The organism is Pseudomonas sp. CAM1A, assembly GCF_047501685.1.
Taxonomy (GTDB): domain Bacteria; phylum Pseudomonadota; class Gammaproteobacteria; order Pseudomonadales; family Pseudomonadaceae; genus Aquipseudomonas.
In genome coordinates this window covers 258,480-278,463 of record NZ_JBFNXP010000009.1, presented here as the reverse complement: position 1 = coordinate 278,463, position 19,984 = coordinate 258,480, and the positions used below count along the sequence as shown (strand labels likewise).

15 protein-coding genes are annotated in these 19,984 nt (G+C 60.6%); 9 read left to right on the top strand and 6 right to left on the bottom strand.

Translation table 11 applies throughout. The features are described 5' to 3' along the window. Positions 1-72: 72 nt before the first annotated feature. From ABZO33_RS20935 to ABZO33_RS20920, 4 genes are all read left to right on the top strand, one after another. Complete coding sequence (locus ABZO33_RS20935) at positions 73-924, top strand: ABC transporter permease (RefSeq protein ID WP_258701588.1); 852 nt, start codon at positions 73-75, stop codon at positions 922-924. After that, positions 921-1,754 (top strand): quaternary amine ABC transporter ATP-binding protein, encoded by an 834-nt coding sequence (locus tag ABZO33_RS20930; RefSeq protein WP_414537572.1) that lies wholly within the window; start codon positions 921-923, stop codon positions 1,752-1,754. The genes ABZO33_RS20935 and ABZO33_RS20930 overlap by 4 nt, the downstream gene beginning before the upstream one ends. A 12-nt stretch (positions 1,755-1,766) precedes the next feature. Further along, entirely contained in the window at positions 1,767-3,290 is a 1,524-nt protein-coding gene (gene hutH / locus ABZO33_RS20925; protein ID WP_414537571.1) for a histidine ammonia-lyase, read from the top strand. A 124-nt stretch (positions 3,291-3,414) separates the two neighbouring features. Then, positions 3,415-4,425: an aldo/keto reductase gene (locus ABZO33_RS20920; RefSeq protein ID WP_414537570.1), complete on the top strand. Its 1,011-nt coding sequence runs from the start codon at positions 3,415-3,417 to the stop codon at positions 4,423-4,425. An 82-nt stretch (positions 4,426-4,507) separates the two neighbouring features. On the opposite strand, the gene ABZO33_RS20915 is transcribed toward ABZO33_RS20920, so the two are convergent. The 5 genes from ABZO33_RS20915 to ABZO33_RS20895 all read right to left on the bottom strand — a co-directional run bounded on the left by ABZO33_RS20915 (position 4,508) and on the right by ABZO33_RS20895 (position 8,917). Next, positions 4,508-5,494, bottom strand: coding sequence for a zinc-binding dehydrogenase (locus ABZO33_RS20915; RefSeq protein WP_414537569.1), 987 nt, complete (start codon positions 5,492-5,494; stop codon positions 4,508-4,510). 149 nt (positions 5,495-5,643) lie between these two features. Then, positions 5,644-6,051, bottom strand: coding sequence for an SRPBCC family protein (locus tag ABZO33_RS20910; RefSeq protein ID WP_414537568.1), 408 nt, complete (start codon positions 6,049-6,051; stop codon positions 5,644-5,646). 22 nt (positions 6,052-6,073) lie between these two features. Then, positions 6,074-6,871 carry an SDR family NAD(P)-dependent oxidoreductase gene (locus ABZO33_RS20905; RefSeq protein WP_414537567.1) on the bottom strand — a complete coding sequence of 266 codons (798 nt, stop codon included), beginning with the start codon at positions 6,869-6,871 and terminating at the stop codon, positions 6,074-6,076. A 92-nt stretch (positions 6,872-6,963) separates the two neighbouring features. Further along, positions 6,964-7,869, bottom strand: coding sequence for a LysR family transcriptional regulator (locus ABZO33_RS20900; RefSeq protein ID WP_414537566.1), 906 nt, complete (start codon positions 7,867-7,869; stop codon positions 6,964-6,966). 112 nt (positions 7,870-7,981) lie between these two features. Next, positions 7,982-8,917 (bottom strand): cyclase family protein, encoded by a 936-nt coding sequence (locus ABZO33_RS20895; RefSeq protein ID WP_414537565.1) that lies wholly within the window; start codon positions 8,915-8,917, stop codon positions 7,982-7,984. A gap of 314 nt (positions 8,918-9,231) precedes the next feature. Between ABZO33_RS20895 and ABZO33_RS20890 the strand changes: the two genes are divergently transcribed. After that, positions 9,232-15,855 carry a DUF3320 domain-containing protein gene (locus ABZO33_RS20890; RefSeq protein WP_414537564.1) on the top strand — a complete coding sequence of 2,208 codons (6,624 nt, stop codon included), beginning with the start codon at positions 9,232-9,234 and terminating at the stop codon, positions 15,853-15,855. Positions 15,856-16,164: 309 nt separating this feature from the next. Here the strand turns inward: ABZO33_RS20890 and ABZO33_RS20885 are convergent, their stop codons facing one another. Next, positions 16,165-16,758, bottom strand: a complete 594-nt coding sequence (locus ABZO33_RS20885) for a hypothetical protein (RefSeq protein WP_414537563.1) — start codon at positions 16,756-16,758, stop codon at positions 16,165-16,167. A gap of 337 nt (positions 16,759-17,095) precedes the next feature. Here ABZO33_RS20885 and ABZO33_RS20880 point away from each other — a divergent pair, with 337 nt between their 5' ends. Genes ABZO33_RS20880 through ABZO33_RS20865 form a run of 4 tightly spaced genes read left to right on the top strand, consistent with a single transcriptional unit; the run spans position 17,096 to position 19,776 of the window. Beyond that, complete coding sequence (locus tag ABZO33_RS20880) at positions 17,096-17,404, top strand: hypothetical protein (RefSeq protein WP_414537562.1); 309 nt, start codon at positions 17,096-17,098, stop codon at positions 17,402-17,404. 16 nt (positions 17,405-17,420) lie between these two features. Then, positions 17,421-18,029 carry a glutathione S-transferase gene (locus ABZO33_RS20875; protein ID WP_414537561.1) on the top strand — a complete coding sequence of 203 codons (609 nt, stop codon included), beginning with the start codon at positions 17,421-17,423 and terminating at the stop codon, positions 18,027-18,029. A gap of 39 nt (positions 18,030-18,068) precedes the next feature. Then, positions 18,069-19,202, top strand: coding sequence for an alanine--glyoxylate aminotransferase family protein (locus ABZO33_RS20870; protein ID WP_414537560.1), 1,134 nt, complete (start codon positions 18,069-18,071; stop codon positions 19,200-19,202). A gap of 22 nt (positions 19,203-19,224) precedes the next feature. Then, positions 19,225-19,776, top strand: coding sequence for a YdeI/OmpD-associated family protein (locus ABZO33_RS20865; RefSeq protein ID WP_414537559.1), 552 nt, complete (start codon positions 19,225-19,227; stop codon positions 19,774-19,776). Positions 19,777-19,984: the final 208 nt, after the last annotated feature.

The following is a 19,984-nucleotide window of genomic DNA, read 5'->3' as shown; positions in this document are numbered from 1 at the left end:
TGTGGGCCGGTCCGGCGCCTGTCGGGCATGCCACACAGCAGTCCGCTTCACGCACTTGCTCGAGAGAACTCCATGTTTCCCAAAAACTTCACGTTTTCCATTGCCGACTGGGTCAATGGTTGGGTCGATGCGCTGGTCACCAACTACGGTGACGTGTTCCGGCACATTTCCGACACCCTGCTGTGGGCCATCGTCAATCTCGAAGGTTTACTGCGCGCCACACCCTGGTGGCTGATGCTGGCCATCGTCGGCGGTATTGCCTGGCACGCCACCCGCAGAATCGTACCCACTGTGGTAATCGTCGGCTTGCTGTTCCTCGTCGGTGCGGTCGGGCTCTGGGACAAGCTGATGCAGACCCTGGCGCTGATGCTGGTGGCCACGCTGATCTCGGTCCTGGTCGGCATTCCGCTGGGTATCCTTTCGGCGCGCAACGATCGCCTGCGGGCGGTGTTGATGCCGCTGCTCGACATCATGCAGACCATGCCCAGCTTCGTGTACCTGATCCCGGTACTGATGCTGTTCGGCCTGGGCAAGGTGCCGGCGATCTTTGCCACCGTCATCTATGCCGCCCCGCCGCTGATTCGCCTGACCGACCTGGGCATTCGCCAGGTGGATGGCGAGGTCATGGAGGCGATCAATGCGTTCGGTGCCAATCGCCTGCAACAACTGTTCGGCGTGCAGCTGCCACTGGCGTTGCCGAGCATCATGGCCGGTATCAACCAGACCACCATGATGGCCCTGTCGATGGTGGTCATCGCCTCGATGATCGGTGCCCGCGGCTTGGGTGAAGACGTCCTGGTCGGCATCCAGACCCTGAACGTGGGCCGCGGCCTCGAAGCGGGCCTGGCCATTGTGATCCTGGCGGTTGTGATCGACCGCATTACCCAGGCCTATGGCCGGCCACGGCATGGGGTGGGCAAATGAACGCCAAGCAGACGATGAACAAGATCGAAGTCAAAAACGTCTTCAAGATCTTCGGTGCGCGTGCCGAAGATGCCCTGAAACTGATCCGCCAGAGCAAAAGCAAAGAGCAGGTCCTGGCCGAAACCGGCTGTGTGGTTGGGGTAAACGATCTCTCGTTGTCCATCGGCAGCGGCGAGATCTTCGTGATCATGGGCTTGTCGGGCTCGGGCAAGTCGACCCTGGTGCGGCACTTCAACCGCCTGATCGACCCCACCAGCGGCCAGATCCTGGTCGATGGCCAAGACATTCTGCAGTACGACATGCAGGCGCTGCGCGAATTCCGCCGGCGCAAGATCAGCATGGTGTTCCAGAGCTTCGGCCTGTTGCCGCACCGCACCGTGCTGGACAACGTCGCCTACGGCCTGAAAGTACGTGGCGAGAGCAAAGCCCTGTGCGCAGAGCGTGCCCTGCACTGGATCAACACCGTGGGCCTGAAGGGTTACGAAAAATCGTACCCGCACCAGTTGTCGGGGGGCATGCGCCAGCGTGTGGGCCTGGCGCGAGCGCTGGCTGCCGACACCGACATCATCCTGATGGACGAAGCCTTCAGTGCGCTCGACCCGCTGATCCGCGCCGAAATGCAGGACCAGTTGCTGGAACTGCAAAAGACCCTGCACAAGACCATCGTCTTCATCACCCACGACCTGGACGAAGCGGTGCGCATCGGCAACCGCATTGCCATCCTCAAGGACGGCCGCCTGATCCAGGTTGGCACGCCGAAAGAAATCCTCTACCAGCCTGCGGACGAATACGTCGATCGTTTCGTGCAGCGTCGCGTAGCTTCGCTATAAGGAACCGCGTGTATGACGTTTGCCGAAAAGATCATCATCGCCGACTCGCCCGTTCGCTGGCAGGACGTGGTGGCTGTGGCCCGGCATGGTGCGAAGCTTGAGCTGGCCCCATCGGCCTGGGCGCGGATCGACAACGCTCAGGCGATTGTCCAGCGCATCATTTCCAGCGGTGACCGCGCCTATGGCGTCAACACCGGGCTTGGCGCCTTGTGCAATGTCTCGTTGCAGGACGAACAACTCAGCCAGCTGTCGCACAACACGTTGCTCAGCCATGCCTGTGGCGTGGGTGCGGCACTGTCGGACGAACAGACCCGGGCGATCATGTGCGCGGCGATCATCAACTTCTGCCAGGGTCGTTCCGGCCTTCAGCGCAAGGTGGTAGAGGCGCTGCTGGCCTTGCTCAACCAGCACATCACCCCACAGGTGCCGAAACAGGGGTCGGTGGGGTATCTGACCCACATGGCCCATATCAGCATCAGTTTGCTGGGCGTCGGCCAGGTCAGCTACCGCGGCCAGATCGTGCCGGCGCAGCAAGCCTTGGCCGAGGTCGGCCTGGCGCCGGTCAAGCTGGGGGCCAAGGATGGTCTGTGCCTGGTCAACGGTACCCCTTGCATGACCGGCCTCAGCTGCCTGTCTTTGGACGATGCCACTCGGCTGAGCCAATGGGCGGATGTCATCGGCGCCATGAGCTTCGAGGCCCTGCGCGGCCAACTCGATGCCTTCGACGCTGAAATCATCGCGATGAAACCGCACCCTGGCATGCAGCGCGTGGGCAGGAACTTGCGGCGCCTGCTCGAGGGCAGCGAAGTCATTGCCAGCAGCCATGGCATCCGCACCCAGGACGCCTTGAGCATTCGCTCGATCCCGCAGGTGCATGGCGCTGCGCGTGATCAGTTGGAACACGCAGCACGGCAGATAGAAACCGAACTCAACTCCACGACCGACAACCCGATGTTGCTGGGTACACCCGAGTCGTATCGGGTGGTTTCCCAGGCCAATCCGCACGGCCAGTCGGTGGCCATGGCGGCCGACCTGCTGGCCATTGCGGTGGCCGAGATCGGGGCGATTGCCGAGCGTCGTCTCGATCGCCTGATCAACCCGTTGGTCAGCGGTTTGCCGGCCTTCCTGGTCAGTCAACCGGGTGTGAACTCGGGCATGATGATTGTCCAGTATGTGGCTGCTTCACTGTGTGCCGAAAACCGTCAGCTGGCTCAACCGGCCGTCATCGACAACTTCGTCACCTCCGGCTTGCAGGAGGATCACCTGAGCATGGGCACCAATGCCGGGTTGAAGCTGCACCGCGCCCTGGAGAACTGCACGCAGATCCTCGCCATCGAGTACCTGTTGGCGGCCCAGGCCTTCGAGTTCCTCAAGGAGCAGCGCTTTGGCGCCGGTACCAGCATTGCCTGGCGGTTGTTGCGCGAGCGGGTCCCGGCCTATGCCCAGGACCGTTGGCTGGCACCGGATATCGCCAGCAGTGCATCGATCCTGAAAGATCCCGGCCTGCTTGGCGTTGCCTTCCCCGAGCTGCTATGAGCGGTGTCATGCATGAAAGGTCTCAAGTCTGTCGAATTATGACTTGGACGGTCTTGATAGGGGCGGCATAGGATTGCCGCCACTGGAGTTCACACAGCAACTCCCCTTATCAGGAAGTACACCCATGAGCCTCAAATCCCTTATCGCCAACCCCCTGGGCTTCGGCACCGCGCCACTGGGCAACATGTTCCGCAACGTACCCGAGGCCGAGGTCCAGGCCACCGTCGACGCCGCCTGGGACAACGGTGTGCGCTACTTCGACAGCGCGCCGTTCTACGGTGCCGGGCTGTCCGAATCGCGCCTGGGCAATGCCCTGGCCGGTCGGCCTCGTGACGAATACGTGCTCAGCAGCAAAGTCGGCCGGATCATCCTTGATGAACTGGAAGACCCCACCAGCCGGGAATTGGGCGAGAAGAGCGGGCTGTTCGAGCACGGCAACCGCAATCGCATCGTCAACGACTACAGCGCCGAGGCCACCCTGCGTTCCATCGAAGACAGCCTGCGTCGGCTGCAGACCGACCGCCTGGACATCGTCTGGATCCACGACATCGCCCAGGACTTCTACGGCGACGAGTGGCTGGAGCGCTTCGAGACCGCGCGCAAGGGCGCCTTCCGCGTCCTCACCCGCCTGCGTGAAGAGGGCGTGATCAAGGCCTGGGGCCTGGGGGTGAACCGGGTCGAGCCGATCGAGCTGACCCTCGACCTGGATGAGCCGCAACCCGATGGCTTCCTGCTCGCCGGGCGCTACTCGCTGCTCGATCACGACCGCGCGCTACAGCGTGTCATGCCACAGGCGGCGGAGCAGGGTGTCGGTATCGTCGTCGGTGGCCCCTACAGCTCCGGCGTGACTGCCGGTGGCGAGCACTTCGAGTACCAGAAGGCGACCCCGTCGGTGCTGGCCAAGCTCGAGCGTATCCGTACAGTGGCCCGTGCCCACGGTGTCGACGTCAAGGCCGCCGCCCTGCAGTTCGCCCTGGCCCACCCAGCGGTGGTCGCGGCGATCCCGGGCTCCACCCGTGTGGCGCACGCCAATGAAGACCATGCGGCCCTGAGCGCGGTCATTCCGGCGGCGTTCTGGAACGACCTGCGTCAACAAGGCCTGATCAACGCACTGGCGCCGGTTCCGGCAGCCTGAGCTTGAACAGGGCAGGGCTGCAGTGCAGCCCTGTTGGAATCAACGCCGCGCTTAGCGCGGCGTTTTCATTTGTGCAGCCGGATTACGCCAAGCGCGTCACCCATTTGCCCGACGCGCTGCCTTCCTTGAGTTGGCGCAACGCCTGCGGCAGCGCCTCGAAGCGAAAGTCCAGGCGCTTCGGTGCCAGCAGGCGACCATCAGCGACCATACGCAACAAACGCTCCCCTTCGACCTTCAACGCTTGCCGATCGAGCAGCCGGCCATGGGCATGGACACTGTTGAGCGCGACCTCGTGCAGCGAGATCGCCGTGCCGAAGGCGGGCAGCGGGGCGCTTTCCTGGCGGTCCTGAATGCACACCAGATGGCCGTTGTAACCCAGCAGATAGGCCAGGCTCGCAGCATGGCTGCCGCTGACCGTGTCGAACAGGGCATGCAGCGGACGCTCGCCGAGGGCCGTCTGCACATCGGCCTGCCAGTCGCCGGCACGGTAGTCGAACATCCCGGCCACGCCCAGTTGCCTGAGCCGATCATGGTGCTGCCGGCCCGCCGTGGCCCACACGCGCAGGCCGCGCTGCAGTGCCAGCTGGACGAGATAGAAGCCCACCGCGCCGCCCGCGCCGACCACCAGCACATCACGCGATGCACCGTCGGCGACCTTGGCCAGGGCCTGCCAGGCCGTGAGCGCGGGGCAGGGGACGGCGGCGGCCGCGGCGATGTCAAGGTTGTCGGGAATGTGCATGACCAGGTTCGCATCCAGCAGGCAGTGCTCGGCGAAGCTGCCATCGCGGGACAGCGACTGGTGGTAGGCGACGCGCGAACCCAGCGCCAGGTCGACGCCGGCACCGACGGCGACCACGCTACCCGCGCCATCGACGCCGGGCACGGTGCCTGGATGCCAGTCGGCGTGGCCCCATTCGCAGATCTTCCAGTCCACCGGGTTCAAGGCGATGGCGCGGTTGGCCACCAGCACTTGGCCGGGGCCGACTTCAGGCAAGGGTTTATCGATGAGTTGCAGGCCGTCCAGGCCTGCGCCCGGGGTCCAACCCCAGGCGCGATGCGTGATGGACATGAGAGGTTCTCGTAGGGGCAGAAACGGGGCAGGGTAGCGAGCCGAGGGGCGGGGATACAGCGGGGGTGGGGCAAAGGTGTATTGAGTTGGGATCAGCAATGCAAAAGGGCCGCTCGAAGGCGGCCCAGCTGTGCATCTCGGGGGTTACATCACCCCAGGCTCTTGGCCAGGGCCTGCAAGCCGCCTTCATAGATGCCGGTGAACAACGCCGTGGCTTCCTCGTTGCTGACGCCAACCGGGGTGAATTCGCCGAACCACTCCACCCGGCTGCCCTGGCCATCGGCCATGACCCGCAGGGTCGACAGGTAGCCGGTCACCGGGAACGGGCTGGTCAGGATCGTGTAGCTGTAGCTGCGTTGCTGCTCATCGAAAGCCATCAGGCGTTCGATGATGCTGTTGCCGTCCGGGTCTTTCAGCGAGCGCACGCGGCCGCCTTCGCTGGACAGGCTTTCAGGGATGAACGGCAGCCAGTCGGGCAGGCTGTCGAAGCCGCCAATCAGGGCCCAGACCTGCTCGGGGCTGTGTGGTGTGTTCAGGGTTGCTTGGGCGTTGGCCATGGGAAAATCTCCAGAGTTGAATTCAGATAGCGAGGCTGTCGACCACACCGCCGTCGACCCGCAGGGCCGCGCCGGTGGTGGCGGAGGAATAAGGGGAGGCGAGGTACACCACCAGGTGTGCGACTTCGTCGACGTCGGCGGCGCGCTGGATGATCGAGCTCGGGCGGGCGCTGCGCACGAAGTGGTCGGCCTCTTCGCGAATGCTGCGCCCGGAAGCCTTGGCCGCGTCGGCCACCAGGTTGGCGACGCCATCGGTCAGGGTCGGGCCGGGCAGCACCGCGTTGACGGTGACCCCGGTGCCGGCCAGGCGTTTGGCCAGGCCATGGGAAACGGCGAGGTTGGCCGCCTTGGTCACGCCGTAGTTGATCATGTCGGCCGGGATGGCGATGCCGGACTCCGAGGAAATGAACAAAATCCGCCCCCAGCCTTTGTCGACCATGCCCGGTGCGTAGTGACGCGCCAGGCGCACGCCGGACAGCACGTTGGTGTCGTAGAAGCGGCTCCACTCGCTGTCGTCGACGTCGAAGAAGTCGACGTCATCGTAGATGCCCAGGTTGTTGACCAGGATGTCGGCGCCCGGGTGAGCGGCGATCAGTGCCTGGGCGCCTTCGGCTGTGCCCAGGTCGGCGATCACTCCGTGCACCTGGCCACGGCCACCCTGGGCGCGCAGTTCGGCCAGGGCGGCGTCGACCGACTTCTGGCTGCGGCCGGCGATGACCACGTCGGCATGGGCGCGGGCCAGGCCGCGCGCGATGGCCAGGCCGATACCGCCGGTCGAGCCGCTGATGATGGCGGTACGTCCGCCGAGGTCGATGTTCATGGAATGGCTCCTGTGGATGAGTTGCATCGATGGGAGCCATGCTAGTGACGCACGATAAGACTGTAAAAGACTAGATTCGACTGAATTAAGACCTACGAAGTCTGATCGGCCAAGGCCAGCACGCGCTCGCGAAATACCCCCACGATCGGCCGCAGGTCGACCTGGTGCCAGGCCGCCCACAATTGCACGCAGGGGCTGAACCACTCTAGCTTGCGCAGCACCACCGTGGGGCCTGCGCTGGCGCGCAGGCTGCCCTGCACCATGGCCAGGCCGAGCCCTGCGGACACCAGGCCGAGAACGCTCAGCGGGTCGGTGGCCTCCAGCGACAGGCGCGGGGTGAAGCCCGCGTCGGCGCAGCGGGCGATGAAATCGTCGCGCTTGTTGAGCTGGTCGGGCTGCCCGCCGGTGATGATCCATTCCTGCTCATGCAGGTCGGCGGGGCTGAGGTCGGCCTTGGCGGCCAACGGGTGCTCGGCGGGGATGGCCAGCAGCATCGGGTCGTCCAGCACCGGATGCGCCCGCAGGTCGGGGTCGTTGGCCGGTGGCGGCTCGCAGACCAGGGCGATGTCCAGGCTGCGCTGGCGCAGGCCCTCGAACTGCTCGCTCGGGGTCATGTTGTACAGGGCGATATGGATGTTCGGCCGTTCGCTGCGTATGGCCCGCACCGCGCCGGGCAGCACGCCGGCATGGATGGCATGGTTGACGTAGCCGATGCACAGCCCGCCTTCCTCGCCACGGCCCAGGCGCTTGCCCAGCGACTCCAGGCGCTCGGCGTGCTTGAGCAGGCCACGGGCCTCGGACAGGAAGGTGCGACCGTCGGCGGTGAGGAACAGGCGCTGGTTGCGCCGCTCGAACAAGGCCAGGCCGAGATGGTCCTCGAGCTGGGCGATCTGCCGGCTCAAAGGGGATTGAGAGATATGAAGCTGTTCCGCCGCGCGGCCGACGTTTTCGCATTCGGCGACGGCGACGAAGTAGCGCAACTGACGTAGATCCTGCATGAGACCTCCAGGGGACAGCCCTGAGTTGTACTAGCGCAGCCCTCCGTTGGCTAGCCTCCATCAACGCAAATGCCCGCTACAAGCAGCGGGCCGGGTACTCAAGGCCTGATGATCAGTGGATGGCCACCGGGTTGATGTTGACCTGGGTCGAGCCCTTGTACAGCGGCTGGCCCAGCACGAACAGGAACTCGAAGGCCTTGTCGCGCACCAGGGCGCGGGTGTCGATCAGCTCCAGGTTGTAGATGCCGCGCTTGGCCAGCATGTACTGGTTGACCGGGAACTCTTCACCCGTGGGGTTGGGGTAGACCTCCGAAGCCCAGGTGTCACCGCCGAAGGCGACGATGCCCTGGTCGGCCAGCCACTCGGCCGCCGGCAGGTCGATGCCCGGCTCGGTGGCGAGGAACTGCTGGTTGTCCTTGCCGATCAGCTCCAGCCAGCCGGTGTTGAACAGCACCACGTCGCCCTTGCGCAGGGTGATGCCTTGCTGCTTCAGCACCGCCTTGATGTCGTTGACGGTGAACGACGTCCCGCCCGGCACGATGGCCTTGCCGTAGTAGGTGGTCATGTCCAGCACCACGCCACGGGTGACCATGGGCGGTACTTTTTCCACGCCGAGCTTGGTCACGCCTTCGACGGTGACGAAGTCGGCGGCCTTGTTGCCGTTGTAGTAGACGTTGTCGATGCCGATATGGCCGATGCCGTTGAGCTGGGTGCCGACGCCGGTCCAGCCGTTGACCAGCTCATCGTTGAAGCTGAACTTGTTCTTGCCCAGGGTCTGGCCGGCCTGTTCGCCGGGCTGGATGTTGTAGAGGTGGAAGCTGCGGTGGCGGAAGGCGGGCAGGTCCTTGCTGACGGGGACGGCGAGGGGGTAGGTCTTGCCGGTCTTGACCAGGGTGATGGCTTGCTTGACCACTTCGGGCGTTAGGAGATTGGCGGCGCCGATTTCGTCGTTTGCGCCGTAGGGCGAGGATTGCCAGTTGGCGGCCAGGGTGGATTGGGCGGTGGTGGCCAGGGCCAGGGTGAGTAGCAGGGGTTTGAAGTAGCGCAATGTGTGGGCTCCTGAACGGGGGAGGGATGTCAGGGGCGGATTTTGGGGGGAGGCGGGGGTGGGAAAAAGGGGTGGCTGGGACAAGGAGTTTTGCGTGTGGGTCAACGAAGGGAGTCTTTTCTCGGCATCTGCAGATTTCTCTCAGGTGTTCAAGGAATGCAGATAACCCCAACAATTTTTGCATGGTGTTCAACGACCAAAGGATCATTACTCCTGAACTTGGAAGCGCTATCATCCCGCCATCAGCTCAAGAGGAGCCCCTTGGCCGGCCACATCCGGCACTCCCTTGGGTATAACGACAAGGAAGGTTGTGCATGGACGAGATCGTTCAGTCACTCACGCCACTAGAAGATATTCCGCCAAAAGAGGTGAAGATCCTCGCCACTTTGGTTGCCAAGCTGAACCTTGCGGATTTCCAGAACGCCATCCCGGTGATTCGAGAACTTCGAATCTCGAACGAGACCGATGATCGCTTCGTCAATGCGACGCTCACGCTGTCGTCAGAGCCCGAGGTCTTTAAATCCAAAATCTGGCGGATAGACGAAATAACAGCGGACAGTTTCCGAGTCATTCCGGGGCTAGACCTTGTCTTAGACGGCCCCTTGCTTAATCGCCTCACAGAGGCAGAGTTATCTACTTTCACCTTCGTGCTTGAGGCCGATGACAAAGCGTCCGAGAGTGGTCGGAAGGAAGTCGCTCGTTTGGAGCAGATTGTTGACCTTCTGCCACGCAACCAGTGGGGAGGGCTTCATCATATCCCTGACATGACAGCCGCATTCGTACAGCCCAATGATCCAGCTGTTGACCGGTTGTTGAAGCAGACGGCTGAATTGCTACGACTCAGCGAGAAATCTTCGGCGCTCGATGGCTACGAGGGCGGCGCGAAGCGTGCCTGGCAACTGGCGTCAGCGGTCTGGGGCGCCGTGGCACGGATGAAGCTTGATTACGCTTTGCCGCCGGCGAGCTTCGAGCAGACAGGGCAAAAGGTGCGCAGCCCAAGCCAGATCGCCGACACAGGTTTGGCGACCTGTATGGATCTTACCCTGCTTTTCTGTGCGGCTCTTGAGCAAATTGGCCTGAACCCCGTGATCGTCTTCACCCGAGGGCATGCCTTTGTGGGCCTGTGGATGAAGCCAGAAGAGTTTACGACAGCGCTTGTGGATGATGTGACCGCAGTGCGCAAACGGGTGAAACTGCGTGAGCTGGTGCTTTTCGAGACCACACTGGTTACACAGAACATTGCTCCGGCCTTCTCCTACGCCGTCGAGCGGGGCGCAAAGCAAATTGCCGAAGACGCGGACAGCGACTTTGAGATACTGCTCGACATTCGCCGTGCACGCCTGCAGCGTATCAAGCCACTAGCGAGTTCCGAGACCCAGATACCGCGAGTCGCTTCGGAGGTACCAGATGATGCACCACCGCTGCTGGTTGAAGATGGAGCAGACATTCCAGATGAAGTGCATGAAGTTGTTGTCGAGGATCTTTCCAAGCTTGACCCTGCTGATCGTCTAGGCCGTTGGCAGCGCAAATTACTGGACCTTTCTCTTAGAAACAATTTGCTCAACTTCAAGATGGGCAAGCGGGCGTTGAAGCTTGAGTCGCCCGACCCGGGCGCGCTCGAGGATCTTCTGGCAAGCGGGCAGTCGCTGAAGCTGCTGACACGGCCTGATCTCATGGATGGGGCCGACCCGCGGGAACGCGCGCTCTATGAACAGCGTGAGCGAGAGGATGTTCGCCGCCGCCATGCCGAGGATGCGCTCAAGCGAAGAGAAGTCTTCGTCGCGCTAACATCCAACGAGATGGACGCTCGACTCACTGAATTGTACCGAGGTGCTCGCACAGCCCTTCAAGAAGGTGGTTCCAATACTCTGTTCTTGGCCATTGGTTTCTTGAGCTGGACGCGAGAGGATAGAGCAGGGCAGAAGTACAAAGCGCCCCTCGTCCTGGTTCCGGTCACGCTGGAACGCAAGAGCGCTCGCTCCGGATTCACCATGGTGCTCCACGACGATGAGCCGCGCTTCAACCCGACGCTGATTGAGATGCTTCGGCAGGATTTCGAACTGGGCTTGGGTTCGCTGGAGCACGAGCTGCCTCGGGACGATTCAGGTCTGGATATCGCCGGCATCTGGAACAAAGTTGGTCATGCCATCAAGGACATTCCAGGCTGGGAACTGAGCGAAGACGTTGTGCTGTCTATGTTCTCATTTGCCAAGTACCTCATGTGGAAGGATCTAGCCGAGAACGCCGAGCACCTGCGGCAGAGCCCAGTGGTTCAGCACCTTCTGGATACACCGCGCGACTCGTTCGTTTCGGATACACCGTTCCCACTGGCGCAGTCGCTGGATCGTGATTACGGCCCGACCGATGTTTTCTGTCCGTTGCCTTCTGATTCGTCTCAGCTTGCGGCAGTGATGGCGGCCGCCAAGGGCAAAGATTTCGTACTCATCGGCCCGCCCGGTACCGGCAAGAGCCAGACGATCTCCAACATGATCGCTCAGTCTATTGCCCAAGGGCGTCGGGTCCTGTTTGTCTCGGAGAAGATAGCGGCGCTGGATGTTGTGTACCGTCGCCTACGTGAGATTGGGCTGGGTGAGTTCTGCCTTGAGTTGCACTCGAGCAAGGCTCGAAAGACCGACGTCCTTGCCCAGCTGCAATCAGCTTGGGAAGCCAAGGGGCAAGTGGATTCCGCGGCTTGGGAGATTGAGGCGCAGCGCCTTGCTACGCTGCGCGATAGCCTGAACATCTACGTCGAGCGCCTGCACCGGCGCCATCGGAACGGTTACACCATCTACGATGCGATCGGCACAGTCACTTCTGGTGGTGATGAAGCTGTCGCGCCTGTTGGCTGGGCTTCACCAGACACGCACGACCAGAAAGCCATGCTAGGGCTTCGAGAGTTGGGTGATCGCCTCGAAGTTAACGCGCAAGCGGTTGATTATAGTCAGCTTGCTGGCAATGCGTTGTCCGCTGTAGGCCAGGCAGAGTGGTCACCCCATTGGCAACAACAGTTCGTGCAGGCCGCTCGAGATGTGTTGCCTGCGGTGCTGGATGTCCAGCGGGCGGCTGATAGATTCGTTGAACTGGCTGGACTCCCAGCTTCGGAATACAGCCCGACTGCACTTGAGGGGCTATCAGTCCTTTCCCAGGCACTCCCCGCAGCAGCAGGACAAGATTGGCGATTCACGTTGCGGCCTGATGCCCGCTCCATTTCCCAACGGCTGAGTGAAGGTTGTGCATGGATTGAACAGCACCGAGAGCTCAACTCAAAGCTTTCGCCGCTCTGGCCTTCGCGCGTTGTGGCCGACGCGAAGCAGGGTATTGAACTACTGCGGGAGCGTCGTACCACCTTCGGTGAGCTCAGCCCGGCATGGCCGGAGCGTGTCATCGATGTGCTTGCGCAGGCGGTAGCATTACTTGGCCAAATAGCAGAGTACAAGCAGCAGCTCAGTGCCAACTATGGGGATACGATTGAGTCGCTCGACATCGATCTGTTGCTGCGTGAGTGGAAGGAAGCCGAGGAAGCGTTCTGGCCAAAGTCCTGGTTCGGAAAGCGCCGAATCGCAGGTCTATTAGCTCCGTCTCAAACCGCTGCAGGCGAAGCCGATCACGGTAAAGATCTGGCCACCTGGGCAGAGATCCGCACCGTGCGCCGCGCTATAGATGAGCTCGATCCCGGGCTTGAGTGCGTTGCCGTTTGGCAAGGTTCGAAATCTGACGTTGATCAGATATCGACGTCGATCAAGCTTCAAGAGGCCATTCGGCTTCAACAAACTGACTCGGACTGGATCGATGAGGGGTTCCAGTTGGTCGAACAGGGCCAGCTGGGTGACGCATTGAAGGAAGACCTCCGGCGGCTTCGCACGCTGACTCGCCTTGATGCCGAAATGTCGACCTTGTCCGACCTTGGCACGAGCACTCAGCAGCTTTGGTGCGGCAGGGACACTAACATCGATCACCTCAGCGCGGCGATGCGCTTCCAGGCCGAGCGCCGGGATATCGAAGAACGCGGTCGCCTCGTTGATGATCACCCCGAAGTGCAAGAGGGCCGCTGTGGGTCGCTCCTCAAGGGTGACTTCGATCTGTTAAAGCAGCGGGCAGCGGTTGAGCGTGATCTTTCCGACCTGGCTGACCTGCGAGAGTTGGTACCTATCTGGAGTGACCTGAAGACCAAGCTTGAAAACGCGCGTCAGGCTGTGGAGTTCCAAGGGCAGGTAGCGACCGCTGTTGCAAAGCTCGCCCTGAACCCGGAGCAGATTGCGGCCTACAAAGCTCCTCTGCAAACACTCCTGGGCGATGGCAACGCGTTGCTGGAACCGGAAGGAGCGATAGCACTTGCTGGCGTTGCCCTGCGTGAAAAGCTTGGGCTGCTGCGGGAGCGTTCATCGCATCTGACATCGATCGGACACTTCACTGAATCCGGCACTGATGATACCGCTCACCTATCGCTGAATGACCTCAAGAAAAATTGTGAGACCGTGATTTCTTCTGAGGCACGACTCAAGGCGTGGTGTGCCTGGAGAAAGGTTCGCGATGAGGCCTTCGCTGTTGGCCTCGCACCGATTGTCCAGGCCATGGAAAGCGGGGCGATCACCTCCGGAAAAGTCCGCCGCGTCCTCGAAGTGAATTACGCGCGCTGGTGGCTGAATACCACCGTAGACAACGAGGAGGTCATTCGGAAGTTCGTCAGTGTCGAGCACGAACAGCGCATTCGCGACTTCCGCGCACTGGATGACAAATTTACCGAGCTGACGAAGGATTGGCTCCGTGCTCGGCTGTGTGCCGACCTGCCAAGTCAGGACAGCGTGAGTCGCTCTTCTGAGTGGGGCTTGTTGCGCCATGAGATGGGGAAGAAGACCAAGCACATCCCACTCAGGGATCTGATGACGCGAGCACCAGAAGCGCTGACGAAGCTGACGCCTTGCTTGCTGATGAGCCCGCTATCCATCGCTCAGTACCTGCCGCCGGCTTCGACTCCATTCGACCTGGTCATTTTCGACGAGGCCTCTCAGATTCCGGTCTGGGATGCGATTGGTGCGATGGCGCGAGGAAGGCAGGTTGTGATGGTGGGCGACCCGAAACAGCTCCCGCCGACCTCGTTCTTCGACCGTGCCGAGTCTACAGCTGATGATGAGGATGTCGAAGCCGATCTTGAGAGCATCCTGGATGAATGCATTAGCGCGAACCTGCCGATGCGCAACCTGAACTGGCACTACCGTAGCCGCCATGAGAGCTTGATTGCCTTCTCAAACCAGCGTTACTACGGCTCGAAACTGGTGACCTTCCCATCGCCGTTCACGGCTGACAAAGCCGTTCGGTTGTGCCCTGTGGCAGGCGTCTACGACAAGGGCGGTTCACGTACCAACCTTATTGAAGCAAGAGCCATGGTCGCTGACCTTGTCGCCCGTCTTCAGTCGCCGGCCTTCCGTGAGAGCCGTCGCACCGTGGGTGTCGTCACGTTCAACGGTGAGCAGCAGAAACTCATTATGGACTTGCTGGATGAGGCATGCCGGAAAGATCCGTCGCTCGACTCGTATTTCGCTGAGTCAGAGCTTGAGCCTGTGTTCGTGAAGAACTTGGAAAGTGTTCAGGGTGATGAGCGAGACATTATCTACTTCTCGACTACCTACGGGAAAGATGCTGCCGGCGTGATGTCGATGAACTTTGGCCCGATGAACCGTCCGGGTGGCGAGCGCCGGCTCAACGTTGCCATCACGCGTGCCCGCCAGGAGTTGGTGTTGTTTTCGACTTTGCGCCCAGAGCACATTGACCTTGCCCGAACGCAATCGCTCGGGGTACGTGACCTGAAGCACTTCCTCGAGTTTGCCGAGCGGGGCCCACGGGCTTTGGCAGAGGCGAACTTTGGAAGCGTGGGTGGATTTGACAGTCCATTCGAAGAGGCGGTCGCTACTGCCTTGGCCAAGAAGGGCTGGCAGGTTCACACTCAGATTGGTGTGTCCTCCTTCCGAGTCGACCTCGGTGTCGTGCACCCCGACGCTCCAGGGCGCTTCCTCGCCGGCGTCGAATGCGATGGTGCTACCTACCACCGCAGTGCGACTGCGCGTGATCGCGACAAGCTGCGGGAATTTGTACTACGGGGACTTGGCTGGGAAATCGTGCGGATCTGGTCGACCGACTGGTGGGTTGACGCTGTAGGGACCGCGGAAAAGGTTCATCAGCGCTTGAGTGAACTGCTTGCTGAGTCCCGAGCCAAGCAAGCCGTCATCGATGCTGCGCATGAGGCGGAGCGCCTGAAAGTCGATGCCGCGATGACTGAAGTAATTGAAGTGATGGATCATGTTGCTGTTGTAGCTTCAACCTCTGTTGCCGAAGCCAATGATTCGTCCGGCGCATTGCCTGAGTTGAAATACGCCAGAGCTGCTGCGGTTCAAGTACTAGACGAGGCCGTGGTTCCCTATGTGCCAGTTGAGTACCTGGTTTACAAGGAAACAGACCCTACGGAGGCTGTGGAAGGAATTGACCCAGACCGATTCTTCGAAGCGAACTACACGGTTACTTTAGAGCAGATGATTGCCCACGTGGTGGCAGGAGAGGGGCCTGTGCTCGATACGGTGCTTGCACGGCGTATCGCACGTGCTCATGGCTGGGTCAGAACCGGCTCACGTATTCGCGATCGTGTCGATCAAATTGCGCGGGCACGATTCCGCTCCCATGAAGAGGAGCAGTCCGGAACCTTCTTCTGGCCCGCACATCTCGAATCGGATGCGAACGTCGTTTTCCGTAGACCAGGTGATGATGATTCAACTCGGCCACTCGCTGAAATTTGCTTACCCGAATTGCGCGCTCTGGTAGACGAAATGTCTAAGCATGGACACGTTGGAGAGGGACTAGTTTATGCGGTGGCTAAGGAGGCTGGGATCGGTAAGCTCGCCCATGCTGGCCGTCAGCGCATCGAAAAAGCGATAAAACGGATCACATAGTGATATTCGAAAGGGGCGTTTTTGCAGCGCCCCTTTTGCTTCATACTGCGCTTCACTCGCATTGGCAAGTGGGCTTTCCACTTGTGGGCCAGATGTCTCAGTGTGGCTTTGGACGCCTCAGGAGCTTTTACACTTTATCCCTTTCACTATGTACCTAATACATTATGAGAGGTCACAGGGGTGGCAGGTAACTGCCATACCTCCCGATTCATAGAACAGCCAAACACCTACATAGAGCGGTTCGACGTCATGAGTGCCTATCGCTTCGGAAAACGCGAACTACCATGCGCTGCCCCTTGGAGAGGTAAGTCAGACTTCGAGTAAATAGAGTATCTCTTGATGGATGGCGTCCACTACGAATTCGGAATTTGGCCGAATCAGTACCTCCCGCTCTCCCGGCACCCTGGTGAGTGCTCCAAGATACCGCGCTCGTGAAGATGGTCGGAATCGGAGCCGAGCTGGTCCATTGCTATCATGTCGCCAGTCATGAGGGGCACAGCTCATGAAACTCGTTAGCTCAATGCTGTCGCCGACTTCGAGACCATTCCAGACATCTCCGTGGGAATAATGGATGAAATCCCGATCTGGCAGAGGTAGAAGATCCCAATGCGTAAAAAAATCACTGACTATCTTTTGATTTCTTTGGTCCAGCGTATCATTATCTTGTCCCTCACGAATATCCCCGTAGTTTCCCCCGGTCCAGATATCAATCAGACAATGCAACTCCGGCCTTAGATAGCTCAGGATGCCTAGACATTGGTTCTCGAGCCCGGGACCTTGCCTGACCAGGTCCTCTATAAGTTTTTTTGCATCGGCATCTGAAAGATTTGCCAGTGGGGCGAGCAAAATATCTTCATCATCATGAAAAAAATGCTTGGAGAGCACAGCGAACGTATATTCCATTATCGGTTCTGTAGATCTGGATTCTGGGTGATTGAGGGTTACCGACCGGCAGTGTAAATAAAGGCGTAGCCCTCTGCATCTGATGATTTCTTATGGTGGCGTTCCCAGGTGAAAACCATTGAAACCTCCCCACAGCCTCTGGAGGCATGAACGATTCGTCCAGATCGCCGAATACTTCGTCTGCACCCTGAGCATCAGCCAGCAACCGTCCTGCTCCACGCCAATCCCCTAGGTCAGGTCCTGACTCTCGCCGCCATGCACGAGATCGACAGCGCCCGCACCCTGATGGAAGTGGCGCTGAGCCGCGTGCAAGCCCGGCACCGGCCTGGCGAATGGTATGGATAAGGAATTGCAAACCCACACACCAGCAAGCACGCCACCACCGGTGTCGGACATTTCGGCGGGGCGCTCAATACCCGTTGTTCCGGGTTGTAGCGGGCCATCGATGGACCATGCGGCTGAACAGGCAATCGACCTGATGGCGGCCCCTCGTCAGTCTGCCGGTTTTGAACAAGGTGATGGCTTGCTTGACGACCTCGTGAAAGGGCGGATTTTGGGTTGGGGATGGGAAAAAGGGGTGGGTGGGACAAGGAGTTTTGCGTGTGGGTCAAGGGAATGGTTCTATGATGACAATTCGTTCAATTAGCTAAGGAGGGTAATGGATGAAACTCATTGGCATGCTGGACTCGCCTTATGTACGCCGTGTGGCGATCTCACTGGATCTGCTCGGCGTGAGATTCGAGCACGATCCGTTGTCGGTATTCAGCACGTTCGAGGCATTCTCCCGGATCAATCCGGTGGTCAAGGCACCGACGCTGGTGCTGGACGATGGCTCGCTACTTATGGACTCGACGCTGATCATCGACTATTTCGAGTCCCTCAGCGGCCCCGCCAGCAGATTGTTGCCACAGCAGCCGCAGGCGTTGGCCGCTGCCTTCAGCACCTTGGGGCTGGCCCTGGCGGCGTGCGAAAAAGCCGTGCAGATCGTCTATGAGAACAAGCTACGCCCGGCGGAAAAGCTTCACCTGCCGTGGGTCGAGCGCGTCACCGGGCAATTGCTGGCGGCCTGCACCGAGCTGGACAAGCGCTGGGCTGCATCACCATCGCGAAGCGAACGTCCAGACCAGGCTGCGCTTACCGCTGCCGTGGCCTGGTCGTTCATGCAACTGATGCTGCCAGAGGTGGTCAAGGCCGACGACTTCCCGGCCCTCAAGGCCCATACGGCACGGCTGGAAGCGACTGACCTGTTCAAGCGTTATCCGATCGTCTGAAGGCGCACTGCAAGCATTCTGAGCCAAAGGAGCTGCACCATGTCAAAGATATACCCCGGTATCGATCCCGAGGGCCTGGTCGAGTACTCGGTGGTCTACACGGACCGCTCGCTTAACCACATGTCCCAGTCGTTCCAAGGCGTGATGAAGAACATTTCAGCCACCCTGAAGCAGGTCTACAACGCCCAGGCAGTCGCAGTGGTTCCCGGCAGTGGCACATTCGGCATGGAAGCGGTGGCACGGCAGTTTGCCACCGGCCAGCAATGCCTGGTGCTACGCAACGGCTGGTTCAGTTATCGCTGGAGCCAGATTCTTGAAATGGGCAACATCCCGGCGGCCACAACGGTGCTGAAAGCCCGCCCGGTTGAAGCGGGGCGCCAGGCTGCCTACGCCCCGGCCCCCCTGGAAGAAGTGTTGGCGGCCATCGAGTCGCAGAAACCGCAGATTGTCTTCGCCCCCCACGTTGAAACGTCATCAGGGATCATCCTGCCCGATGACTACCTGCGGGCCGTGGGCGACGCCGTGCATGCTGTGGGTGGCCTGTTCGTGCTGGACTGCATCGCCTCAGGCGCGATCTGGGTTGATATGCACAAATGCGCGGTCGACCTGCTGATCAGCGCGCCACAGAAAGGCTGGAGCGCCTCACCTTGCTGCGCCCTGGTGATGCTCAGCGCGTTGGCCCTGGAGCGCATCGAATCGACGCAAAGCACCAGCTTCGCCTGCGACTTGAAGAAGTGGCTCCAGATCATGCAGGCCTATGAGCAGGGCGGCCACGCCTACCATGCGACCATGCCCAGCGATGCCCTCGCGCGCTTCAATGAAGTGATGAAAGAGACGCAGGCCTACGGTTTCGACAAGGTCTGCGACGAACAACAGGCCCTGGGGGATCGGGTGCGCGCAATGATGACCCGCAAAGGGATCAAGAGCGTAGCTGCGGCAGGCTTTCAGGCGCCTGGCGTGGTGGTGAGCTATACCGATGATGCCGATATCAAGAGTGGTAAGAAGTTTGCCAGCCTCGGCCTGCAGATTGCCGCCGGCGTGCCGTTGCAATGCGACGAACCGGCCGACTTCCAGACCTTCCGTATCGGCCTGTTCGGGCTGGAAAAGCTGCACAATCTCGAGCGTACGGTCAGCACCCTTGAGCAGGCGCTGGACGAGTTGCTGGTCAAGTAAGCGCACGGTTGGAGAACCTGCCATGACAACAGAGGATGCGAGGTCTCGATTCGAAGCCAAGCTTCTTCGTCCGGCAAAGCCCGGGGAGGGTAGGTTGTGGGCGTTCGTAGTGCTTCCAAGGGACGCGAGTGAACGGCTACCGAGGCGGGGAAGGACGTCCGTTGACGGCACGATCAATGGGCATCCTTTCCGGGCAACCCTTGAGCCCGATGGCCAGTTGAGCCATTGGCTGAGGGTCAGTAGCGATTTACTCGACGCGGCAGGTGTGGCTGTTGGCGATATCGTTACCCTCGAACTCGTCCCTGTGAAGAAGGAGCCCGAGCCCGATATTCCAGTGGATTTCGAGGAAGCCCTGGCAGCCACACCTGAGGCTCGAAAGGTTTGGAACACTACGACGACCCTTGCGCGGGTGGACTGGATCCACTGGATTACTTCAGCGAAGCAACTCAAGACGCGTGAAAAGCGAATTGGGGATGCGTGCGATATGCTTGCGACCGGTAAGAAGGCGGTTTGCTGTTTTGATTCGTCCGGCTATTACAGCCGAGCCTTTCGGGCGCCCGAGGTAGGAAGTTAACCTTGGGCTGGCAAATTGCGCAGCAGGGTACATAGCGCTGGCAGTAGCTGCGCACTGTATTGCGAAAATATCTTAGTAGCGGCGCTGGTGCTGTCGGCCAGTTCTGCCAGCACCGACCATCGTACTTCCGCCCGCAAGGGGCCTTCGGCTGCTTCAGTTACACCACTTCCTGCGACATGATCCATTTTATCCGGCAGTGTAGCGACGA